This window comes from uncultured Legionella sp. (genome assembly GCF_937871865.1).
Classification (GTDB): Bacteria; Pseudomonadota; Gammaproteobacteria; order Legionellales; family Legionellaceae; genus Legionella.
The window spans coordinates 1-17,498 of the sequence record NZ_CALMPD010000089.1 but is presented as its reverse complement, the minus strand read 5'-3'; the positions used below and the strand labels follow the sequence as shown (position 1 = coordinate 17,498).

Sequence of the window (17,498 nt, the reverse complement as noted above, 5' to 3'; positions counted from 1 at the left end):
AGCAACTGTTAGTATTCAAAACAGTTGCTGCATCTGAATTAGTGTGGTTGATATGAATTATTTTTAGAGATTTTACCGCTATGTTCCCCTCTTAATTCTTGCTCTTCTTCGTCCTGAACTTTTGGAGTTATACGCCTGCTGGACTTGCTGAAAAAGCCGATAGCCAATAAGTTATTGTCGTTAGCAGCTGGTGTTTCGCTTATTGAGGTTTGTTCTGTTTGAATGAGTGCTTGTTCCTGAGAAATACTTTGGGAAACGATGAGCGTCTTTGATACCAACTCTATGATTTTGAATATCATTTTATTGGCTGTAATGATATCTACTTGTGGGGGGGCGGGGGGAGTGCTGAAAGGATCTGTATGCAGGCTTTTTAGCTTATTCAGAGTAGAGCTGTTGTTGTTTTTTATTATTGCCTCTTTTAATTCATTTGGAATTAACTCATTCAGGTTGGCAGTAATTATTGTTTTTTCATTTAATTTGGGAGTGCAAATAGAATATTCAGTTTGATTATGACATAAAGCTAAAATAATTAAAGGCCATATAATCGTCCTGTCTTCAGGGCAAAAATCACCACTGGAATTATTAATCAGTTGAATACGCGAATAGTCCTTCGAAAAAAAAATATTGCCTGCAGCCAGGCACTTTGAGTACATTTGTTGATGACCCGGGATTTCTGTTTCTCGACGTCCCTCTCTGGCGAAGAGTATTTGCATACCGGGAGTTACAAGATAGCGAACGGAGTATTTTTCACTATAACACGGTTTTTCTTCGCTATATTCTGACTCTTCTGGCAAATTTTTTAAAACGTCAATCAATGTGTTTAAATTTTGCAAGGTTGCTATCAAATGATTTGAAGGAGGTTGGGGGGATCGCACCAGAGGAATATCACATCTGTAAACGGCTCCATATTGATGCATACCTCTTTCTACTTCATTGAGCAGTGAAAATAAATAATTGGCAAGCTCTGCATTAATGCTTATTGGTTGCGGTTCATCAGTATTATTCAAATCAAGAAAAGGTATATTGGACTCATCATCCAGACTATCAATTTTAGGGGTTGGCATAGGATTCTCGTTAAAACAAACTGTATACAATATTGGGGCAAAATTATAACAGTTGGCTCATTGAATTAACACAGATATTCTCCGTTTATAATTACTTAATTCTTCTTTTATGAATAATTAAGATTGATTTATGTGAACAGGTTCATGACGGAGAATCTTTTAATGCATCATATGAGTTTTAGTAGACTTTATCCAGGTTGTTTGGGATTATTGCCTGATTCTAGAAATATAATAAATGGATTGGAGATCTTTATGGTTCAACTGGACGAATTAATCAAGCCAACCTGGAGCATTGAGAAGAGCTTAAATAATGCATGGTCTGCTCTTAATGACGATGAAAAAATAATCATTAAAGACCGCTTGGATAAGATTTTTCATAATGAATTACCTTTCCAATTAGAACACGATAAAATTCTTTATATCCATATATTTTCATTATTTGCTCAATTGGAGTGTATTGGATTAAGAGGTTTGATTCGATCTCTTGAAAAGCTTTCTGGCACTGCTCTTTATCAGAAAATGCGTGAGCAAATCACGGATGAAGTGTTTCACGCAGTACTCTTTACAAAACTGGCTTTTCAGCTATCAGCTCCTTATGCATTACCTCTTGGTCATCATAAGAGCATCGCCAATTTTATTGCCGTTCTTGAAAATGAAGAAGACTTAGCTACTGCTTTAACACTGGTTAATCTGGTTGGAGAAGGCTGGATTGAGGAGATGTTTTCTGCAATGAAAGAGAAAGGAATTGCTCCGCATATTTTTGCAACAGTGCTTGACGATGAAAGCCGTCATCTGGACGAATACGAACTGTATCGAGAGATTGGATTACCTCAAAAAGAATATTTAATTAAAACATTAGAAATTTTTGAACGGGAATTAATCAGTACAGTATTTGCTCAAGAACAGTATATGACTACTATCGTCACTCTTTTAGGAAGAGATGGTGCATTAAGTCTTCTTGATAAAATTAATAAAAAACAACATTGGATGCTTGATAAAATAGGCATGAAACCCTCTAAAGATTGGCAGTTCTTTATGGACAGTATGCCGAGGCTGATGCAAAGTGTTTTTCATGATGTGGAAAAGGATAAAGTTATTGAGCATACAAGTATGCGTAAAGTGCTTTTTTCTACGTGGAATGATCCTGAATTGCCTACTGAATCTGCTGTTTTTAGCATCAATGTTTCGCCCGTTTGTTTTTTTGAGAAAAAGTACAGGCCAGAAACTATAACCTGCTTGATGTTGCAAGCGTTGAGTAAAGCGTGTTTTGATAATCCTGAAACCAGAATCTATATGAATAATCACAAACTCTATCATCCAGAAGACAGTTATGTGGCACTTGCAGTACAGCTTCCTGGCTGTGGGGATCAGTTAGGTTCTATAGAGTTTAAAAATTGTCATGACATGAGCGTGTCTGAATTAGCCCAACACATTCAACATGACATGGCAATTATGGCTTATTGTCATAAAAAAACACAACAACTGCAAAAAGAGCACCCCTACTTACGGGATGTAGTGAACAAGCTGACCACCTCGCGCTATGAACGTGTTTATCTTGATCCTGTCTTTGCAAAACCGGCGGTTTCTTTAAGTAATATTGGCCATTGGGGTTATGAGGCCGCTGTTTCTCCATTATTTCCTAATGAAACGTTTAAATTGACGTTAACAAAAATTGATCGGAAACAGGTCTGGAATAAAACAACGAATCAATTTGAAGTTCAGGATGTTTTACCTGTAGGTATGAGTGTAGATCATCGTGTTTTTGATGGAAATATTCCAATGCCTTATTACATGCAAGCAGCTTTTGATCAAATGTTTATGGAGATGGCACAATCAACACCCAAATCAGTTTCAAAACCATTCGCAGGTTTGGATGCATTTATTGAAACAAGCAACGATTTATTAGATAAGGATTTGGAGTTTGGGGTTATTTATTTATTTTCTTTAACTCATGTTTGGAAAAACTACGGTGCTTATGAGGATTTAGCGAAACAAACACGGGATTTGTATTACAAAAAGAAGCCTGAATCGTTCTCTGTTTGAATAGAGGGTTTAGGTCACTGTCATTAAGCTAAGGATTTGGCCGTCATCCTGAGGAGCTAGCAACGAAGGATCTCTCAGGATTAAGGAGAGCCTTCGCCATGCTCAAGATGACATACTTTTCTTAACTAATGGCAGTGAGAGCTTAGGTAGGCCTTATGCAATCATTTTATTTTTATCACTATCACTTGGACAAAGTAAGCCGGAGTTTTAGTTTGTGCATTAGCCAATTAACTTCTCCGGCGAAAGAGTGGGTGGCACTTAGTTATTTACTTTTACGTGTTGTTGATACTATCGAGGATTTAAACTGGAGCCATGAGTCAACCCAATATGATGCTTTTAAGCACTTAAAGTTATTTTTAATAACGGCCCCATCAAAACAACAATTTTCCGACTGGCTTGATCTTTTCCCTGAGCTTATTCCACTAAGTGAGAAAAACCTAATCCTGGATTTACCTCTTTTGCTTCATGATAAAAATCAATTGCCAGATAAAATTAAACATGAATTAACGAATACAATCATACAAATGATTGATGGTATGGAGTATTTTCTTCGTCATTACAGGATTGAAAACACGGTTATTTTTCCTTCTCTGGTCACAACGAATCAATATTGTTTTTTTGTTGCAGGTCTGGTGGGTAAATTATTATCAGAAATATTCACTTCTTTAATTCCTGGTTTTAAATGGAGTCCTATATTGTTAAACCAATCCTTTCATTTCGGTTTGTTTTTGCAAAAAATAAATATATTAAAAGATCATATGAATGATAAAGAGGAAGGGCGACATTATATTGCATCAAGAGAGTCTTTACGGGAAAGCCTGGTCATTAATGCGCAGCATGCGTTGGAATATATTAAAATTATCCCTGTTCTTGAGGGGCGCTCATATCGGTTGTTTTGTGCCTGGTCCTTATTTATTGGGCTGGCCTCATTAAAATGGTTAGATAAAAATTGGCAGTTACAACAACAAAAATACAAAATCACATCCAAAGAAACCTGCTATCTGATGAATCAGATCCGCCAATTAATTGATGATAATCAGGCTCTAGAGCAATTATTTATGGATTATCTTCCTGAGCAAAAAAGAGCTAGAGAGTGTTATGGACAAGAACAACAAATACCGACATGGTTTCAGAATATTTATCTTGATGACTCGGAATCTATTGATTGGTCGGCACTTGGAATGACTGAGTTATGAAATCTGCTTTGGTTATTCAATAGGCGAACTCCTTCACATGAGTGGAGGAGTCCGTTCGATATTTTAGAATTTATCAAATTGGGGGGGATTCGGGCTATCATGTTCGGCTGAACCTGTTTGGGTTCCTTTTTTTGATGCAAATATACTTAACTCTGAATTTGATATGGGCTCTTTTTCGTTTTTAACAAGAGATTCATCATTAGCTGGGGCAGCTTCACGTTCAGCCAACTGAGCATTATTTTCTTCCAGAACTTTGTTTGCCATAGGGCTAAATATAAATTCTGGCGTTACTCGTAGCTGTATGTCTTTATTTAAAGCCGCATTATGATTATTAATGTTAGCATTATATGAAATACAGGCATCAACACTGGATGCGCCTCCTTCATTACCGGGCATGGCATGAGGGTCTGCACAATTAGTTGTCGCATTGACATATCCATCCTCTGGTTTAAAGGGATCTTCTTCTGGAGCTCCTCCCCAATTGAGACCTAATGAATGCACCAGAATTCCTATGCGTCGCAGCACGTCATCAGAATAAGGCGCTTCATTACTGTGCGGTAAAACAAGACGACCAATTTTTCCTAATTTTTCAGCACGTTTACTCTCTGGTAAAGCGGCAATTTCTTGTAACGCTTTTTCGATGCCTTTTAGCCGGGCAACTCGTAGTTCATGAATGCTGTCTGTATGCAAACCAGAAGAGAAAAAGCCCATTCCTGCTCTACAAAATTTAAAATTAATCTTTTGATCAGTCAGATCATGATTTCCCTGGAAAACCACCGCATCAAGTGCCTGAGTAAACTCTAGCGCCAAGGCATTAGTGACAGAGTCTAAATCAACAAAGCCTTTTACTTTCCCCCAATAAACCTGAAGTGTATTTGCAGATGGAGCTGTGGGGCGATCAAAACCATAGAGTGTTTTATACATTGTTTTTTGCCAGGAGGAATAACCGTCTGGTAATGCCTTATGATTTACATCTTCAGGGTAAAAATGCATGCCCCCGGTATTTCTATAATCATTTTGCCACTGCAATCCTGCTTGATCTATGAGTATGTTGCCAATAGGTTCGCTAAATTTTTGTCTAACTAGTCTATATCCTCCAGTATGAGTCGCATGTACTGTTCCTGAAACAGTAGTTGCCTTTACCAGACAACGTATTCTTGCGATTTGATCTGGGGTTAACAGATTATTATATAGTCCTACTTTCATTGTCCCATCAACATTCAGGTGTTCATTACGCGCTAAAACCTGTAAATGTCGGCTTGTCAATTCTTCAACATCTTCTGGTAAGGTTTCCTTTTGGCCAGTATATGGGTTGTTGTATTCAGCTCCTAAAATAGGAGTGGCTGATAAAACTCTTCTAAATTCGTTTAAAACAGAATCAGGGCAATTAATAAAAATTGAAGAGGGATTATTGGTTGGTTTATTCTTACTAAAGGCAGCAACTGTTTCTACATAAAACTTACTCATAATTAAGCCCTTTTGTTATATCCATTTATAAAAGTATGAAATGCTTCGTTGCCGAAACACATCATGTGCTTATAATTTGTACTTCATAATTGTTCTTTAGTCAAGCAGTTCGGTCTTAATTAAGTCGATCAATGTCCTCATAACTTGTTTATTTTACGAAATCCAGCCATGTAAAACATGTTTATATTTTATGCGTTTTTTCCTGCATGTACTAAAATAATACATAGGGGGATTATTTTATAATGGGTGGGTTGTATCATGCCGATTAAAAAATTTACCGAAGATGAAATACCATCCTATGATGATCACGTTAAACCAGTTGTGACTATACCAGTTGAAGTGAGTCGAGAATTGGATCCCATGGATGTTGCTGATATTCAACAACAGGCTTTGGAGGAATATCGAGCTTCCAAAGCTGTTTTGAACGAATCAATCGCGGATGTTGCCACTCATGATCCAGAGGCTTTAAAATTTGCCGGTGAAATGTCTAAAAGAGTACTGACTATTATGGAGATAGCGGTTGAGTTAGGTATACGAAGCCCTGATGGTATTAATGAAACCAACGAGCAATTGGTGAATCTTGGCGTTCCGCAAGAGGCGATCGATGCAAGAGCACCTGGTTTGTTAAGCGAGTTAAAACAGAAGAATATAAAATCAGCTGTCATAAGCCAGAATGGTAGTAGTGTTGAAAACGGCAATGCTAATGAAGCTGGCTTTGTTGGATTTAGCCCCCTGGCAATACAGAACGCAACTGAAGGTAACTTGAGAGAACGGATGTATATTCCTTTCAAAACGACACATGCATTTACTGGTAAGTTGTTTGCTGATCCGGATAACGTAGATCTAATTAATCATAAATTAACAGAACGTGGAGAAGACTGGCAATTAAATAAGGCCGCAATTGATGAATTACGTGCGCGATCGGCTGGTAAATACGGTGGCGTTTATGCTTACGGTGCCTATGCTTCTTCACGAGATGGCAGTAGAAAGTCACAAACTGATGAGTTTCGTAACGATTACCCTAATCATAATCCGACTATTGGTGAGCAAGTACAATCTGGAAGAGTACCCTTAAGTCAACGAGAAATATTAGGCCAGTCTGGTTCTCTCACTGCTGCTGATGCAGCTAATCAACATATTAAATGGCAGCCGGGGGAAGCCTGGTCCGCTATACATGATGCCAGGGATCATAAATCAGTAGTCGCAGCAGAGGAAACTGGGGATTTGATGCTAACAGGGATATCGGGGACAACTGACTCTATGTTGACCATGGGCCAAATGCTTGGAATGTTTGAAGGAGATGCTGCTGCTAAAGATAAAGCCATGAGGGATGGAATGGTCGCTTGTATGGGCTGGATGGTCGATGCCAAAGATCATACTGCCCATGAAATACAAACCGGTGCAAAATCATTTGGACTAAGCTACACGGCGGGACCTGAGTCTTACAAACAAATCAGGCCTGGAGACCAGGAATTTTTAGACAAAATAACCACAGCGCAAGCTGCTCGTGGTTTTAAAATGCCTGATGAATATTTGTCCGCAGAGCATGTAATAGAACTTGCAAAAGAAAAACAAGCGGAAGAAGAGCTAGATGTTGATGCTGAAGTGCAATTAGAAGCACCTGCTGAATTAGCTGTAGCTGAAAAAGGAGCAAAAGGAGGAATGGATTTGGAGGCATTAAAGCAAATGCAGCAACAAATGAAAACAGTGGTACGTGAAGGACGAGAAGTTGACGAGCCAGTTCAGCAGGTCGGTCATTTAGTGAGCCCTACCAGAAGTTAAATAAGCTTTTTATAAGGACGTTTTGCATCAATGGAATATTATAAAAATAATAATGACTCACTTACGTTTTAAATATATTTCTGTGTTATAATTGACCATCTTGATTAAATTGCGGAGAAACAATGACCAAATTTTTGTGTGTTGATTTTGATGGAACATTAAGTGACGCAAAGCTTGCTTCTTTAATAAAAATAATCTCTGATGATTTAAAAAGAACAGACAGTTCTGATGTAAAAATTGGCATTGTAACTTCAAGAAGTATTTATGATGATTTTAAAACTGCTGGACAGTTTTATGATGAAATTGTGGATGTACTGGAAAAAAATGACATTAAACTGGATTTTATTTGTACTCGATTTTGTTTGCATCAAATAAATTCTCTTGCTTATGAAGAACTAAGTATTAGTGAAACAATTAATAACGCAAAAAAAATACCTGTTTTTGGTGATGTAGTTTCTGATTATCTTGTATACCGTGCAGAAAATAGTCACGACATAACCCTTATCAGAGAGAGGGCATCGCGCGACCTTATTCAAGCGTTACAGGCTAAGGTTGACTCCCAGATACAGTTTGAGTTGCAAGTACATGCAGATCATATAAAAGGAAAAATGGCCGCTGAGAGCACTCCTAAAGTCCGACAAATTGAAACAGTTATTGCTAGCTACAACGTAGTGCCGGAAGATGCCGAAGTCTTATTATTAGATGATGATCCCAAACATATACGAGCAATACAATCCTGTAATAACCCTGATTGGCATGCTGTTACTTATGCAGGTCTCGTTAGTGAGGTAAAAACTGAGTTGATGAACTTCCTCGGTGTCAAACAACCTGCTCATACTGCTGTCATAGCACAACCTCATGAGAAGGGACTGTTCCAGCGTTTCTGTCTTCTGTTTTCTAAATCTGGAAAAACTCAAGTTCAAGAGGATACTGGATCAGAAATAAAAGAAGAAAAAGGGCTTAATTTTTAGGGGGCATTGCTTAACAAGTTTATATTTAGTGCTCTCTGCCATTAAGTTAAGATGTTTTAGCCCGTATTAGCATCGCGCTGATCCTGGCATATTTGTGCACAATCAACAGGGGGTATGGTATTGAACAAACTGATCTCAATTGTGTCGTTCCCGCGCAGGCGGGGATCCATTCTTCAGTCAAAGTAAGGAAGTAACTTGACAATGGTTTCCCGCCTGCGCGGGAACGACACAATAATGAATTAATAAAGAACAGAAAAGGGTGTGTGAAAAATGCCTGGATCACTCAGGGCATCGCGTAATACGGGTTACGAAATAACGTGCTTAATGGCAATGAAGTCGTGCTCAGTTCTGTGAACCAAATTTTGATTCGTCATAACGACAGGCTTTTATGTGATAAACAAAATTTGCTCACAGAAACTATAATCAGGTTGATTACTATCAATAATAAGTGAAGGGAAATTATGCCTCCTAACTCTATTTCTATTCCATGTAAAGAGCCTGGTCTGGCCAAGTATATTCATATTAATCCAGACAAAAATTTAGTTCATTTGTTGATCCCAATTATTGGCGGGCAAGAAATAAGCACTGACAATACATGCAAGTCGACTAAAGTCCTAAGAGATTTTTTTGATGGGGGTGGGGCATTACGAGAACTGACAAAGTATAAAGCAGCTCTTGAATCAGATATTCAATTATTAGTAGAGGAGGCCCCCCAGAAAGTTGCTAAAGCTGAGCGTTTGGAACAAATCAATACTTATATTGAAGGAGTGAAATCCTTACGGTGGAGTTATGCAGCTTCAATTATGGAATTAATGAAAAAACCTTCAAATTTATACAGCATTCAATTAAGACCAAGTGAACAAGATCCTGAATCGAAAGTGATTAATCCTCTTTTTACTATTAATCGTAAAAACAGTAATGATGGCACCCCTTTGTCCGCTTTATATTTAGCTGCCCAAAGAATATTCCCGTCATCTACAATTGCACTAAATCTGCAGGCTAATTTAATGAAAAGAGTTTTAGGGAATTTGCCAGATAATCCAACGTTTAATGATATTCAGGTAGTCCTAAAAGAAGAGTGTAGTCGTCTATGTGATGTAACAATAGATTTTACTACCGGTCCTCATGGAGTTAAGGTTAATGAAACGTATATCAATAATCAAATGGGATTTTCTTCTGGAACCCCTCCCGAGGAGTATATTGAGGCCCTCTTCGGTTATTGTGCACCTCATCTCTGGGACAATACGCCTGTTGCACTGTTTTATAGTATAGGAAGGCAAACTGATGCTGAAAAAACAGAAAAACTGTCTATTCTCACGCAATTCTTTTTAGCGTACGTCAATATTTATTGTAAATCCAATAATATCAGCCATCAAAATTTCGGTTCTGTTTTTGATGGTTCTGCTGGTTTAAGTAATGAGTTTGTTACACTCATTTCTAATGGATTAAGCAAGGGGGATGATATTGAAGAGTGCATTTGTAGCTATCTCAATACTCATGTAGAACGGTTGGGGATGTCTCGTTTTTTGAATGAACAGGATATTGCTGCAATTAAATCCCAATTCACCATTATTTATAAAACAGTAACAGCGACTAAAGAAAATCCTCACATGGACGACTTTTTAATTATGGATCCAGTAAAAACAGGACCCTTTGTAACTCATCAGGGTTCTATTTGTGTCGATTTTTCAAAAGTTGTAGAACCAGCATTAGATAATGCTTTATTTAAAAATGTTCGTGAGGATTGCATGATGCAGCCTCGGGTTATCCCGCATAAAAATGAATTTATTAACGAAAATATAGAAGTGGATCTTGAGCTTTGGCTGTCTTCTCTCAATGATGAGGAGTTTGAACACATGTCTTCTAATACCCAAAAAAATGCAGCACAATCAATGACATATCAAATACGTCTTTTTTTGCAACATGTCGCGAGGGGGAAACAAATTGAGGCTGAACAGTTATTGACTTCGGACAATGCTCAATTGTTACTTAGGACTCCGGGTAAATTTACTGATTATTCAGGGCGAACCTTTAATTGTACTGCTTATGAATATGCTTATTGGGCTAAAGATTCTCATATGTGTCACATGTTGGAAACTTATATGAAACTGGACACAAAAGAGATTGTCTCTGAGCGTATGATGAGTCAGCCTGATGGACTGTCTTATTCTCAAAACAATACTGTCTGTCAATCAGCTCATTTTGATTTCACTCCTCTTAAAACAGCACTACAACAATATAGTGAAGGAGTGAAATCCTGGAGAAGCACAAAAAATACAACTGCTATGAAAGCCGCCTGGATGAACGTTGGTTTGGCTCAAAGAAATGTTCCTGCACACATAGCACAAGAATATTGTAATCCAAAGGGTTTGGTTGCCCCATTATTAGGAGAAGACTCGTTGCCAAGAGAATTACATTTTTTTAATTTTAACATCAAAGAAAATGATTTTTGGTTTAAGTCTTCTGCTCCAAACAACGGTCTTGGTTTTGGTTTGGCTTTCACTCGTGGAGAGGGAACTAAAATACTTGTAGGTAATGCAAGAGGCACATCGTTCGAATGGGCCATTGATGATTTAAATGCTATTAATCATCTTGAGCAAGTACGAACTTCAGAGCTTGCTTTATTATTGCCCGAGAATTTAGCTTTAAAAGATACATCAGTTCCAGGTCTATACTAGGGTCTGTGAATGAAATTTTAATTCGTTATACATTAGTCGTCGTTGCGAATGAAGTGAAGCAAGTACAGGATTTTAGTGAAGCATCCATTCTGCTTTGCTAACGCTCGCAACGACAGATTTTGTACAAATTTTTGTTCGAGAAAACCAGGTTACGTGCACTTCTCTACTATATCCTTGCCCCAGTGCTTTTTTCATTTGTCGACTGATTTTCAGGATACAAGGGCTTATTGGTATTAGCTCGTGTCATTAAATTTTTTATTTCAGAGACTCTATGAGACTCTGACTGAGTAGCATCAATGCCAAAGGCCTGACACAACGATGGGCTATCTTTTATCTTATTAATTAAGTGTTTCGCATTATTTGTATTTGTTGACATTTTGGAGATTCCAAAAAAATTGGTGGTTTGACATGCTTTTTTCAGCGTATCTTTGATAAGCTCTTCCGGAGGTTCGCCAGAGCGTTGATATGCATTTTGAATTTTAAATAATTTAGAATCCAATATATCGCTTTTCCCTGGTAATGTGGTTACGTCTGCTGAATTCTTTGATGATTGTTTAGATGTTTTGTTTTCCAGCCCTGTTAATAATGTTGAAGATGCTAGTTTTATTGCTTCTTTGTTTTGATGGTAAGAGGCTAAAACAACCTGTTTATTATCTGGGAATGCTTTCGTTGCAGCTAAAGGATCTATTTTTCTTTCATTAACAAGTGTTACTACTTGTTGTACAGGCAGTTCTTTAATCAGGTCAGGTGCTTTATGGCACACGGCAGAAATAATGTCGTTATCTGTTGGAAAGATCTGGATTGCTTGCTTTGGGCTGAATGAGTCTTTATTTATTAAATTAATGATTTGTTGCGGATCTGCAAATCTTATAGCCACATTCGTTGGGCTTATTTTCATTGGTTCAAATGCTGCTTTTCTTGAAAATCCTGCATCAGACACGACATTTGCTTCAAATTTATGTTTTCCATTCTCATATTTGTAACTTGAAATTTGTACCTGGGTCTGAGGCATTAGATACTCTTTTTCATCAGGGTACTTTGAGATAGGAGCAATATATGCACCTACTAAATCAGTAAAAGTAAAGATTATAGGTTTGCTATTAAATGATGCACTACTATCCGTTGCGGTGCTAATGAAGCCATTGAGTTCTATTACTCCTTTTCTGGTTGCGGCTTCAATACGTTGCTGTTGTTCTTCTTTTGATCCCATACTGGCACCCCGATAACTTACAGGAATGTCTGTGGTATGCACTTTTCTTAATCCACTGCCAGCCATAACGGAATGGATCAACGCTGCGCGTAACGTTTTATGATCGCCAGTTTTATAATCAAATTTATTCGGATCATTTCTCATTAACCCATTCATTTGTTCATAAAAACCTCCGGTGTAGGTATTAATGGCCTGCATTTCCTGAAAACTTAGGGGAGGGTTCGGCTGCTCAATGGCTTTGTTACTGTTAGGATCGGTATACAGTTGAGCTCTATATTCACTTTCTTGGCTTGCATCAAGTGTACTTTGTGCACTATATGGATTTTGGCCTGATTGCAGAAACTGCTTATAAGACTCCATATCATGGGGAGTGAGTTCAAGGTGTTGTAAATCTGCATTGGCCTGTATTTTTGTCCAATTAAATTGAGTACCATCAGTAAAAACGAAGCGGTCGTCTCCATTAATATTTTGAATAGTAAAATTACCATTAGTCATCATTTTGCGTAATAACTCTTCAAGTTGATCTGTTTCTGGTGTCTTTCTTAATGAGCCGGAGGAAAGCTGGTAAACATCGTTCTTAAATGCCTTTTCAAAATGAAACAGATCCTCCCATTTTTTATCTTGGGTTAATTGTGATGCGATAGCTGATTTATTCGCTGTGTCAGGTTTCTCAAACCAGAATTTATCACAAATCCTTGCTACTGTAGGCCAGTCTTTATTGGCCATGGCTTTGTGAAACTGGATTTCATTTTCTGACTTTTCATTGTTAGAAGGCATTTTTATTGCGAATGCACTTAAAACATCTGCGGCTTTTATGATTTTGGCTTGCCCTAATTGGTTAATTGTTTCGATGTCGGCATATTTGATAGCAGAAGGGTCTTTTTTATATGCGGCCTCTATGACACCTGCATTTTTAGGATAATGTTCGATGGCATTTGCAGGACTCACTACACCTTGATTAATCAAATCAATTAATTCTTCCGCAGTTTCGATTAATCTGATGTTTTCTCGGTTACAGGCATAGTTTACAATTGCTTCATTATTAGGAAATGCCTTAACCGCATCTTCTAATGCTATGATTCCTTTATCCATTAAATCCAGCACCTTATATGGTAAAACCTGTTTAATGGATTTTGGGTCGATTTTATAAGCTGCGGAAATAATAAGGTTATTATCAGGAAAAATTTTAATGCCATCAGCAATAGAGATGACTCCTTTATTCATTAATTCTGCCACTTTATCTGGTGAGGCGTAACCAATGGCTGCAGGATCTTTTTTATATACTTGCGTAATAATCGTGTTATTATCAGGAAACGCTTTTACTGCGTCTATTAGAGAAATCGCAGCTTTATTCATTAATTCTGTAATCTTGGTGAGAGGGACATGACTCATCGATGAAGGATTATTTTTGTGCGCAGCAATGATTACCTGTTCATCTTCAGGAAAAGCTTTTACCGCATCATCGGCTAATATAATTCCTTTATCCACTAGCTCGATGATTTTTTCAGATGAGGCAACTTTTATTGATAGGGGATCGATTTTGTAAGCAAGATAAATAATTTGTTCATTTACAGGAAACGAACTAACCGCTTTCAGAGGAGGGATTTTTCCTTCAACAGTTAATTCTGCAACCAAAGGTATTGGAAGTGTAGGTATCACTGTTAGATCTTTATTACAACAAGCAGCAACAATGTCTTTATTGTTACTAAAGTCTTTTACTATATTGATGGGATTAATGAATCCTTCATCTATTAAAGCAATGAGTTCTCTAGGAGATGCAAAATTAATTGCTTCTTGATTTTTACCCATTATCATTGGTTTAAATGTTGCTTTTTCTGCAAAAAATACATCAGATACCAAAGACGCTTCAAATTTATGTTTTCCATCCTCATATTTATAACTGGAAATCTGTACTTGTGTTTGAGGAATCAGATACTCTTTTTCGTGAGGAACTTTGGATATCGCGGCGATATAAGCCCCTCTTAAATTTTTAAAAGTAAAAGCTACGGGTTTGGAACCAAAAGCTGCCTTCTTGTCAATCGCTGAACTAACAAATCCATTGAGTTCAACTACACCCTTTTTTGCCGCTGCCTCAATGCGCTGTTGCTGCTCTGCGTCTGAACCCATGCTTGCGCCCCTATAACTTTCTGGAACGTCTGTTGTGGGAACTTTTCTTAATCCACTACCGGCCATAACCGAATGGATCAGGGCCGCACGCACTATTTCTGGCGCGCCAGTTTTATAATCAAATTTTTTAGGCTCATTTCTCATTAATCCATTCATTTGCTCATAAAAACCACCAGTGTACACATTAAGGGCCTGCATTTCCTGGAAACTTAGTGGCGGATTAGGTTGAGCGATAGGTTTGCCACTGTGAGGATCGGTGTAAAGTCGTTTTCTATATTTGCTTTCTTGGTTTACATTTAACGTACTGTACGCTGCGGGTATGTTCTGTCCTGATTGCATGTACTGGCGATAGGCCCCCATGTCGGCAGGATTGAGATCTATATGTTGTAAATCTGCATTGGCTTGTATTCTTGTCCAATTAAATTGAGTTCCATCAGAGAAAACAAAATGATCCTCTCCATTGATATTTTGAATGGTAAAATTCCCATCAGCCATCATTTTGCGGAACAAATCTTCAAGCTGAGTTGTTTCATCTTTTTTCATTAAAGGACCAGCAGTTAGCTGATAATCTTCTTTTTTGAAGTGTTGCTCGAATCGATATAAATCGTCCCATTGCTGATTTTTAACGAGTTTTTTAACGATTTTTTCTTTATTGGCAGCACCTGGTTTTTCAAACCAGAATTTATCACAAATTTTGACTACTGTTTTCCAATCTTTTTTTGTCATAGCAGAATCGAATTGAGCTTTAGCAAGAACTTGTTCACCGGAGCTAGGCATCGACATTGAAAATGCAGTTAAAACATCAGCTGTTTTAATCACATTGCTTTCACCTAATTTATTGATAGCTTCATGGTCTGCATGTTTGATGGAAGTTGGGTCTAGTTTATATGCAGTTTCAATGATCACCGTATTTTTCGGGTACTCTTTAACCGCGTCCGCAGGGCTTATGGATTTTTTATTGATTAAGTCAATCAATTTTTTTTCAGTTTTAATGATTCCATGCTCATATTTTTGTGTATAGGCTTTTTTGACTAATCCTTCATGTTCAGGAAATGTTTGAACAGCATCTGTAAGAGGGACAATTTCTTTATTTACTAATTCCAGGATCGTATCTGGATCTGCCTTCTTCAGGCAGGATGGAGCCACTTCATAGCATCCTGCGATCACTTCTTTATTGTAGGGATATAATTCTACAAGACCTTCAGGAGAGATGGTCATGTCTTCAGGGTCCTGTTTTTCTGGAATTTGTTGTAACTCCATGGATTTTTGGCGAAAATCAGCCAGCTCGTTCTCAAAAGAACGAGAAGCCAGTCCTAGAAAACTAAAGAAGCGATTAAATGCTTGCTTTATTGAGGCTAATCCTTTGCGCCAACCACCTTCTTGAGGTTGGCTAAGATGTTCTAAAATAGGTTCTGTCTTACTAATTTGTAGTTTGTTTAATCCATAAAATGCAATATCATCTATTTTGTTTGCTTTATAATTGTTAAAATTTCTTTCCAGGTTATCATGAAGCTGTTTGGCTTCTTGATAGGGGAGGCTGTATTTAGCCGGTTCCTTCAGTGCTAATTGTTCTAATTTGACTACTCTCTGCTTTATGTCTTTAATTGCTGAGATGATGGGCTTATCTACAATGGCTTTGACTGCTTTGATATCTTGGGGAATGAAGGAGTTCACACCAACAACGACGTCTGATTTGGTTTCCGCTGCGGTTGTGTGCAAGGCAATCTGATGTTCTGCTTTTTTTATCAGTGATTGTTTTCTTGCCAGAAGGATAGTGATCATTTTCTCATTAGCTTCTTTTCCTTCGGCAGTGTTAGGGTCATAAAAATTATTATTAATACATGCCCTGATTTGCTCTTCACTGACCGCGTGTAATTTTTGTAAGCCAATTTGCAGAGCAGGGGATTGATAAACTCCTTTAAATACTTCTCTTGCTTGGAAGAGAACATGTGGCTTGTATTTTGTTATGATTGCTTCGTCAGACGCCATATCTTCAAATTCATCGGCTTTGTCATCGAATAAGCCGATCTTCCATTTATCTTCACCCTGAGCTTTGTACCTTAATGCACCGCCAGGATCTATCCTAAATGGCTCGCCAGTTGTGGTATTGTAATGCAAGTTATCCATATCGAGGCCAACTACATCGTAGTTCGCTATTAATGCATCAATAAGGAAATCCTGCTGGGCTTTTTGACGTATTTGTTCAAAAAGTACTGGGTCATTCTGATAGGGCTTTTTGATGGCTGCGATGCCTTCTTTTTTGGCAGTGATGATACCCACTTGCTGAACACCTTTCGCATCCGTAAAGGTAAATAATTCTGCTTTAGGAACAGCTACTCCAAACAACTCATAAAGCTTTAGAGCGAGGTATTCGTTTTTTAATCGGTCTAAATTTTTTTTATCTGAAGCAGGTAACCATTTTATATAATATTCACTTCCGTCACTCTTCTTTTTGAAGAACCCTCCCTTGTTTGATCCCAATTGACTAGAAGTGGCCACAAAATCTTTATTTAAATTTAATTTAATAGGGTTCATTTGATCAAATTTATTCTTTGGTGACCATATATTTATCATAGTTGTTTTCGGGTTAAATTCAAGTGAACTGCTGGTGAATTATAAAGAGAATTTATGGGATTTTTGTTGTAATTTGTTTTTTTTAAATACAGTTCCAGGCAATAGCAAGCTATTTACAAAAATGGAGATGAATCGTAGGTTCTCTTGGATTCTAATGAGGTTCAAATGGAATAGATTAATCCTGTACATTTTGATGTACGAGGTGTGCATTTTTATGTATTTATCAAGAGGTTTCTTAATTAAAGGGACAAAAACAAATTTAACTCTGGGTTCGCAAAAGAACTCTAATATCTTAGCCTATGCAGAACAAACTAAAACATAGGCTAACATACGCTGCGAGCCATGGATAGCCGAAGGCTAGGGCGAGTAGTCCCTGGTAGCCTTAG

At 37.6% G+C, this 17,498-nt stretch carries 8 protein-coding genes; 5 read left to right on the top strand and 3 right to left on the bottom strand.

All coding sequences use genetic code 11. The features are described 5' to 3' along the window. Nucleotides 1-38 precede the first annotated feature (38 nt). The gene (locus Q0495_RS05340; RefSeq protein WP_298623889.1) at nucleotides 39-1,064 is read right to left on the bottom strand and encodes a hypothetical protein; all 1,026 of its coding nucleotides are present in this window, start codon (nucleotides 1,062-1,064) and stop codon (nucleotides 39-41) included. A gap of 252 nt (nucleotides 1,065-1,316) precedes the next feature. On the opposite strand from Q0495_RS05340, the gene Q0495_RS05335 reads away from it, so the two are divergent. Both Q0495_RS05335 and Q0495_RS05330 read left to right on the top strand, forming a co-directional pair. Continuing rightward, nucleotides 1,317-3,107: a 2-oxo acid dehydrogenase subunit E2 gene (locus tag Q0495_RS05335; RefSeq protein ID WP_298623887.1), complete on the top strand. Its 1,791-nt coding sequence runs from the start codon at nucleotides 1,317-1,319 to the stop codon at nucleotides 3,105-3,107. A gap of 155 nt (nucleotides 3,108-3,262) precedes the next feature. Then, a complete protein-coding gene (locus tag Q0495_RS05330; protein WP_298623885.1) occupies nucleotides 3,263-4,303 on the top strand; it encodes a squalene/phytoene synthase family protein in 1,041 nt (346 codons plus the stop codon). Between the two features lie 63 nt (nucleotides 4,304-4,366). Here the strand turns inward: Q0495_RS05330 and Q0495_RS05325 are convergent, their stop codons facing one another. Then, a complete protein-coding gene (locus Q0495_RS05325) occupies nucleotides 4,367-5,770 on the bottom strand; it encodes a hypothetical protein (RefSeq protein ID WP_298623883.1) in 1,404 nt (467 codons plus the stop codon). Nucleotides 5,771-6,028: 258 nt separating this feature from the next. On the opposite strand from Q0495_RS05325, the gene Q0495_RS05320 reads away from it, so the two are divergent. The 3 genes from Q0495_RS05320 to Q0495_RS05310 all read left to right on the top strand — a co-directional run bounded on the left by Q0495_RS05320 (nucleotide 6,029) and on the right by Q0495_RS05310 (nucleotide 11,201). Further along, entirely contained in the window at nucleotides 6,029-7,552 is a 1,524-nt protein-coding gene (locus Q0495_RS05320; protein WP_298623881.1) for a hypothetical protein, read from the top strand. 122 nt (nucleotides 7,553-7,674) lie between these two features. Next, nucleotides 7,675-8,523 carry a hypothetical protein gene (locus tag Q0495_RS05315; RefSeq protein WP_298623879.1) on the top strand — a complete coding sequence of 283 codons (849 nt, stop codon included), beginning with the start codon at nucleotides 7,675-7,677 and terminating at the stop codon, nucleotides 8,521-8,523. Between the two features lie 461 nt (nucleotides 8,524-8,984). Further along, nucleotides 8,985-11,201: a hypothetical protein gene (locus Q0495_RS05310; RefSeq protein WP_298623877.1), complete on the top strand. Its 2,217-nt coding sequence runs from the start codon at nucleotides 8,985-8,987 to the stop codon at nucleotides 11,199-11,201. 166 nt (nucleotides 11,202-11,367) lie between these two features. Here the strand turns inward: Q0495_RS05310 and Q0495_RS05305 are convergent, their stop codons facing one another. Beyond that, entirely contained in the window at nucleotides 11,368-17,073 is a 5,706-nt protein-coding gene (locus Q0495_RS05305; protein ID WP_298623875.1) for an ADP-ribosyltransferase, read from the bottom strand. Between the last annotated feature and the right edge of the window lie 425 nt (nucleotides 17,074-17,498).

Coding starts and splice junctions, on each gene's coding strand:
- Q0495_RS05340 (WP_298623889.1), bottom strand. CDS start 1,064: ATGCCAACCCCTAAAATTGATAGTCTGGATGATGAGTCCAATATACCT.
- Q0495_RS05335 (WP_298623887.1), top strand. CDS start 1,317: ATGGTTCAACTGGACGAATTAATCAAGCCAACCTGGAGCATTGAGAAG.
- Q0495_RS05330 (WP_298623885.1), top strand. CDS start 3,263: ATGCAATCATTTTATTTTTATCACTATCACTTGGACAAAGTAAGCCGG.
- Q0495_RS05325 (WP_298623883.1), bottom strand. CDS start 5,770: ATGAGTAAGTTTTATGTAGAAACAGTTGCTGCCTTTAGTAAGAATAAA.
- Q0495_RS05320 (WP_298623881.1), top strand. CDS start 6,029: ATGCCGATTAAAAAATTTACCGAAGATGAAATACCATCCTATGATGAT.
- Q0495_RS05315 (WP_298623879.1), top strand. CDS start 7,675: ATGACCAAATTTTTGTGTGTTGATTTTGATGGAACATTAAGTGACGCA.
- Q0495_RS05310 (WP_298623877.1), top strand. CDS start 8,985: ATGCCTCCTAACTCTATTTCTATTCCATGTAAAGAGCCTGGTCTGGCC.
- Q0495_RS05305 (WP_298623875.1), bottom strand. CDS start 17,073: ATGAACCCTATTAAATTAAATTTAAATAAAGATTTTGTGGCCACTTCT.